Annotated in this window: 4 protein-coding genes and 1 pseudogene; 1 reads left to right on the top strand and 4 read right to left on the bottom strand. The window is 67.5% G+C overall.

What is annotated here, in order from left to right; genetic code table 11:
- Window positions 1-1,444: pseudogene (locus G3N97_RS35595) on the top strand (molecular chaperone DnaK); the annotation flags it as partial.
- A gap of 86 nt (window positions 1,445-1,530) precedes the next feature.
- On the opposite strand, the gene G3N97_RS35590 reads toward G3N97_RS35595, so the two are convergent.
- The 4 genes from G3N97_RS35590 to G3N97_RS35575 all read right to left on the bottom strand — a co-directional run.
- Window positions 1,531-2,925: an MFS transporter gene (locus G3N97_RS35590; protein ID WP_205997511.1), complete on the bottom strand. Its 1,395-nt coding sequence runs from the start codon at window positions 2,923-2,925 to the stop codon at window positions 1,531-1,533.
- Window positions 2,926-2,949: 24 nt separating this feature from the next.
- On the bottom strand, window positions 2,950-3,768 hold the full coding sequence (locus tag G3N97_RS35585) for a type IV pili methyl-accepting chemotaxis transducer N-terminal domain-containing protein (RefSeq protein WP_346778168.1): 819 nt from the start codon (window positions 3,766-3,768) through the stop codon (window positions 2,950-2,952).
- 448 nt (window positions 3,769-4,216) lie between these two features.
- Window positions 4,217-5,356 carry a porin gene (locus G3N97_RS35580; protein ID WP_205997510.1) on the bottom strand — a complete coding sequence of 380 codons (1,140 nt, stop codon included), beginning with the start codon at window positions 5,354-5,356 and terminating at the stop codon, window positions 4,217-4,219.
- A gap of 167 nt (window positions 5,357-5,523) precedes the next feature.
- Window positions 5,524-5,776, bottom strand: a 253-nt coding sequence (locus tag G3N97_RS35575; RefSeq protein ID WP_205997509.1) for an ABC transporter ATP-binding protein, incomplete at its 5' end; no start/stop codon positions are given.

Here is a 5,776-nt window from a genome sequence, read left to right as displayed (position 1 = left end):
TGCGTTCGCGCTGGCGCGCGCGGGTCACGCGCCGCGTATCGGCGGCGGCTCGCCGCGCAGCTATTTTCTGGTGCTCGACGAAGGCGGCGACGCGCGGCGCGGCATCTGCCTGCTGCCGCGCGGCACCGAGGAAGGCCACGAAGTGCGGCTCGACGAGCGCGTGTTCGCGCTGCGTTTGGGCCACCCCGTGCAGTTCCATCTGGTCTCGACCGTCGCGGAAACGGCGTGGCAGCCGGGCGAGATCGTCGATCTCGATCAGGACGCCGCCGACTTCGTGCGTCTGCCGCCGCTCGCGACCGTGGTCGCGCGCGAACGCGGCGCGAACAAGACCCGCGAAGAAAGGCCCGTGCGGCTCACGGCGCAACTGACCGAAGTCGGCACGCTCGAAGTGCGCTGTATCGCCACCGAGGACGCGTCGCAGCGCTGGCTGCTCGAATTCCAGTTGCGCCGCGACGAAGCCGCTCACGCCGCGAATACCGGCGACGACGCCCGCCATGCTTCGCTCGATCACGCCATCGAACTGATCGAGCGCGTGTTCGGCGCGAAGTCGTCGAAGGTCGATCCGAAGGAAGTGAAGCGGCTGCGCGCGCAGCTCGAACACACGCTCGGCCCGCGTCAGAACTGGGACAGCCCGCTGCTGCGCGAACTGTTCGGCGCGCTCTGGGAACGCGCCGCGCGCCGCCGCCGCTCGCCCGATCACGAGCGCCTGTGGCTCAATCTCGCCGGTTATTGCGTGCGGCCCGGCTTCGGCTATCCGCTCGACGAATGGCGCGTCGAACAACTGTGGACGCTGTTCGACGACGGCATCCAGCACATCAACGACAGCCAGGTCTGGTCCGAATGGTGGACGCTCTGGCGGCGCGCGGCCGGCGGTCTCGGCGAGGCCGCGCAGGAGCAGGTGCTCGAAGCGATGCGCTGGCTCGAAGAAGCGGCCAGTTCGAAGCAGCACAAGCTGCCGTTCGATCCCGCGCGCCTCGGCAACGCGGATATGACGCGGCTTTACGCGTCGCTCGAACGGATCGGCGCGGATCGCAAGATCGAGATCGGCGAGCGGCTGCTAGCGCGGCTGCAGAAGCCTGCGGAGAATCATCAGAGCTGGTGGGCCGTCGGGCGTATCGGCGCGCGGCTGCCCTTCTACGGCAGCGCGCACGGCGTCGTGCCGCCCGAGGTCGCCACGCGCTGGCTCGACGCGATCCTCGCGCTCGACTGGAAGAAGGTGGAACCGGCGATGTTCGCCGCCACGCAGATCGCGCGCATGACCGGCGACCGCTCGCGCGATCTCGATCCTGGCGTGCGCGAGACGGTGCTGCGTCGGCTCGAACACGGCAATGCGCCGCCTGCGTGGATCGAGATGGTGCGCGAGGTCGTCACGCTCGATAACGCGGATACGGGCCGCGTGTTCGGTGAAGCGCTGCCCGCGGGTTTGAAGTTGATGAGCGCGTAGGCATCGACATCGACATCGACAAAACAAAAACGCGCTCCGGCCTGAAACCGGAGCGCGTTTTTTTACGTATGACGCAGTGACGGAACTCAGTTGCCCGCACGCACCTCGACGGTCTGCACAGCCGCTTGCGGCATGACGCTTTCCTGCGGCAGCGCCCATTCGAGCCAGCGCGCGCGATGCGCCACCACCAGCATGAAGGCCAGCGCCGCGATCGCGCCGAACGTCGCGAAACCCATCTGATAGCTGCCCGTGCTTTCCTTCGCGATGCCCATGATGACCGGCAGATAGAAGCCGCCGATACCGCCCGCCGCGCCCACGATGCCCGACATCAGACCCGTGCGGCCGGTCCAGCGGCGCGGCACGAGCTGGAAGGTCGCGCCGTTGCCGAGGCCGAAGCAGACATACGTGAACAGCAGCAGCGCGATGCCCGCGGCGAACGGCGGCATCCACGCGGCGAACGCGAAGTCGCACAGCGAGATCGCGGCGAGCAGCAGCACGAGCGCGCGCACGCCGGAGATGCGATCGGCGATCAGACCGCCGAGCGGACGCACCATCGCGCCCGTCAGCGCCAGCAGCGACATGATCACGCCCGCTTCGAGCTTCGGCACCTGATAGAGCGAGATCAGCAGCGTCGTCACATACGAGGACATGCCGACGAAACCGCCGAACGTGATGCTGTAGACGAGCATCACGACCCACGTATCGCCTTCCGCGAGCACGCCGCGATAGTGACGCGGCAGCACGGCGATCGCGAGCAGCGCGCCGAGCACCGGCAGCAGCAGCACGCCGGTCTTGCCCGCGCCGAATACGCCTTCGTGCACGGCCAGCACCAGCGCGATCAGGCCCGCGAGCGTGATGAAGAACGCGCGCATCGCCTTCGTCACGCTGCCCGATTTCGCGCCGAGATCGCGCGCCCAGAAGCACACGGCGAGCGCCGCGAGCGCCAGCAACGGCAGCGCCGCGCCCGTCGCACGCGCCCAGCCGAAGCTGTTGGCGAGACCGGGGAACAGGAAGCCGTCGAGCACCGCGCCGATGTTGCCGGCCGCCGCGAGACCGAGCACGAGACCCTGCACCTTCGGCGGATAGTTGCTGCCCGCCATCGGCAGCGCCACCGCGAAACTCGCGCCGCCCACGCCGAGCAGCACGCCCAGCACCAGCAGCAGCGTGTACGACGGCGTGCCCGGCATCAGCAGCAGCACGAGCGCCGGAATCGCCGAGAGCGCAATGCCCATCAGCGCGACCTTGCGGCCGTCGCAGGCCTGGTAGAGATTGCCGAGCGTGACGCGCAGGATCGCCGCGCCGAGCACCGGCACCGCGACCAGCAGGCCGAGTTCGCCCGGCGTCATCTTGATGTCCTTCTGGATGAACGGCGCGAGCGGCCCCAACATCACCCACACCGTGAAGCCGGTGTCGAAGTACAGAAAACACGCGACCAGCGCGCGCCAGTTACCGCTCTTCAGCGAGTTCAGCAGGTCTTTCACGAGGCTCTCCCCAGGTAAAAACGGTCAGCACGCCAGCGGCGCGTGAATCCGATGATTTCGTACTCCGATGTTCTGTCCGGCGCCGCTGCGCGCAGCGCTGCCCGCGCGCGTATCGAGCCCGCCGCGCGCGCCGACCACGCCCTGAATCAGCCGATCCATTTCGCCGATCACATTGGCCAGTTCGGCGGTGATCACGGCGAATTCGCGTCCGTACTGGCCCGCGCGCGCCGCCGCCACGCGCGCATTGAGCGCGACGATGTTGGCGCGCATCGAAATGGTGGCGAGCTGATCGGCGACTTCCGCTTCGCGGCGCTGCGTCTGGGCCTCGACGCCGCGCATCGCGTCCTGATACGCGAGCGTGAGCGTCTGCAGCAGATCGAGCAGCGGCGTGGCTTCGGCGGTGAGCTTCGCGAGCGCGTCGATGGCGTGGATGCCGGTCGCGGCGTTCATGACGTTCGTGGCGTTCGTTGCGTTCGTGCTGGTCGCACCGCCGCGCTTGTCGATACCGCCGCGTTCGAGCTGCGCGATCGCGTCGCCTGCGAGCTTCATGAACGCGCGAATGCGCTCGTCGGCGCGGCGCGAGCCGAAGTAAAGCTGACGCAGCGCGTCCGAGAACACGCCCGGAAAATGGCCGTCGCCGTCGACAAGTTGCGCGTGCGCGTCGGCGAACGTGGCAAGGCAGCCGCGCGCGACGCCGAGCGCTTCCTGCCCTTGCGCGCCGTCCTGCGTCGCGAGCAGCACGTACAGCACGATGCGCTGCGAGAGCATGCGCTGACGCCCCGAGAGGTTGATCAGCTCGCCCACCACTTCTCCGGATACCGCTTCGCTGGTTTCGTGCTTCATCGTCAGGAGTACAGAATGGATATCAAGCGTGGCTGACGAGCGATGCAGCTCGAACAGTCACCAGACGCGAGCACCAATAAAAAAGCGTCCCGAAGCGTTGCCTTCACGCGCGTGGCCTGAGCCGAGCCGCGTGTCGGGTTATCGCTTCGGGACGCCGTTGCCCCGCCTGCCGGATTCACCCCCGCTCATGCGGGAGTCAAGAAAATTCATGGGAGCCGTCGTTGGCCCCGAGCCTATTTAGCAATACGTATGCCAACTGCGTGGCCACCCGCACGATGCGCGCGAAAACGCCGATGGCGTAAGGCTTTGGCAAGGGGCCCCGTTTCGGGCGGGGAAAGAGATTGCCGGCCGCGTGCATGACGCAGCGCCGCATTCGTGTGCCTGCGATGAATGCTGCTGGTGCACCGCAACGAAGCGGCGCACCATCGGCGGGCGCGTGGCCGCTCGCTTAGAACCGGTGCCGGATGCCGACGCCGACGACCGTCTGCTGATCGCTGCTCGACGCCGACTGTCCGCTCACGTCCGCGCCCAGGCCCGAGCCGTCGGCGGCAATATGCTGCCAGCTGACCTGCGTATACAGATCGGTGCGCTTCGAGAGGTAGTAATCGGCTTCGACCGACACTTCATGCCAGCGCGGATGATGCTGGCCGCTCGAACTCGACATCGTCGCCTGCGTATACGTGTACTCGCCGCCCAGGCTGAACGAGGGCGTGAAGTGATAGACCGCGTTCAGCTCGTAGTTCGAGAAGTTCGCGCCCTCGCCGTTCGCCGCGATGCCGAGGCTGTTCGCGCCGTTGATCGTATCGAGTCCGCCGAGCTGCGTGCGCGTCCACACGAAACCCACGCGCGCGTTGCCCGCGAGCCAGTTCACGCCCGCGCCGTAAATGCGCTGCTGCGCGGCGATGAAAGTGCGCTCGGTCAGCGTGATCGCGCCGTTCGTGTTGCTGCTGCCGCCGTTGTTCGCCTGCAGATAGCCCGCCGCGAACAGCAGCGAACCCGTGTCGTACGACGCGCCGAGGCTGTAGACGCGGTTGTCGTCGAAGCCGCCCGCTTCGTTCGAGAAGCCGTAGAGCGCGCCGAACTTCACGCCGCCGTAGTTCGCGCTCGCGTACTTGACGGCATTGTTCACGCGGAACGAGTTGTTGAGGTTGTCGTTGTCGTACGGGTGCGCGCTCAGGTTGTTGCCGCCGGGATGCTGGCCCGTGAAGCTCAGCGGCGCGAGGTAATCGACCACCGAGTCGTACTGGCGACCGAGCGTCAGCGCGCCGTAGCGCTCGTTTTCGAGACCGACGTACGACTGGAAGCCGAACATGCGGCCGCCCTGGCGCAGCGTGCCGTTCATCACCGAGAAGCCGCTTTCGAGCTGGAAGATCGCGGCCGTGCCGCCGCCCAGATCCTCGCGCCCCTTGATGCCCCAGTGGCTGCCGGTCACGTTGCCGCTGCCCGCCGCCACGACGCTGTGCCCGCCCGAGTTGGTGTTGAACGAAAGACCGGCGTCGATGATGCCGTACAGCGTCACGCTGTCCTGCGCATGCGCCGCGCAGGTCCACGCCGCCGCGCACGCGGCGACCAGGAATGTCTTTTTCATAATGCCCTGTTGTGTGTCGTGTTGTTTCGAGTTGTCGTTCGCGGCGTGGCCGCGTGCCTGTCCGATGCACGCGCGTGCGCACGATGGCGCGGCGTCGCGAAACGACGCGCCATCGGCACAGCGGAACAATCGGATGGAAAGTGGGCTGGCTGGGCCGCTCGCCACGCTTAACGCGTGGGGCGGCTGGCTGGGCCCTGGCGATCGGCGATACCGTCGATCAGCACTTGATGGAGACCGCGCGAGCAAGGCTCGATGCGCGCGCGGACTCCGAAAACCTGCGCGAGACTCGCGGGCGTGACGACTTCGGCGCTCGGGCCGAAGTGCGCGATGCGCCCGTCGTGCAGCAGCATCGCGCGATCGCAGGCGCGCAACGCCGCGTTGATGTCGTGCAGCACCACCACCGTCGCGATGCCGCGCTCA

The sequence above is a fragment of the Paraburkholderia sp. Ac-20347 genome (assembly GCF_017104805.1).
Classification (GTDB): domain Bacteria; phylum Pseudomonadota; class Gammaproteobacteria; order Burkholderiales; family Burkholderiaceae; genus Paraburkholderia; species Paraburkholderia tropica.
Note: the sequence above shows the minus strand (reverse complement) of the source record. Positions and strands in the feature narration are given on the sequence as shown.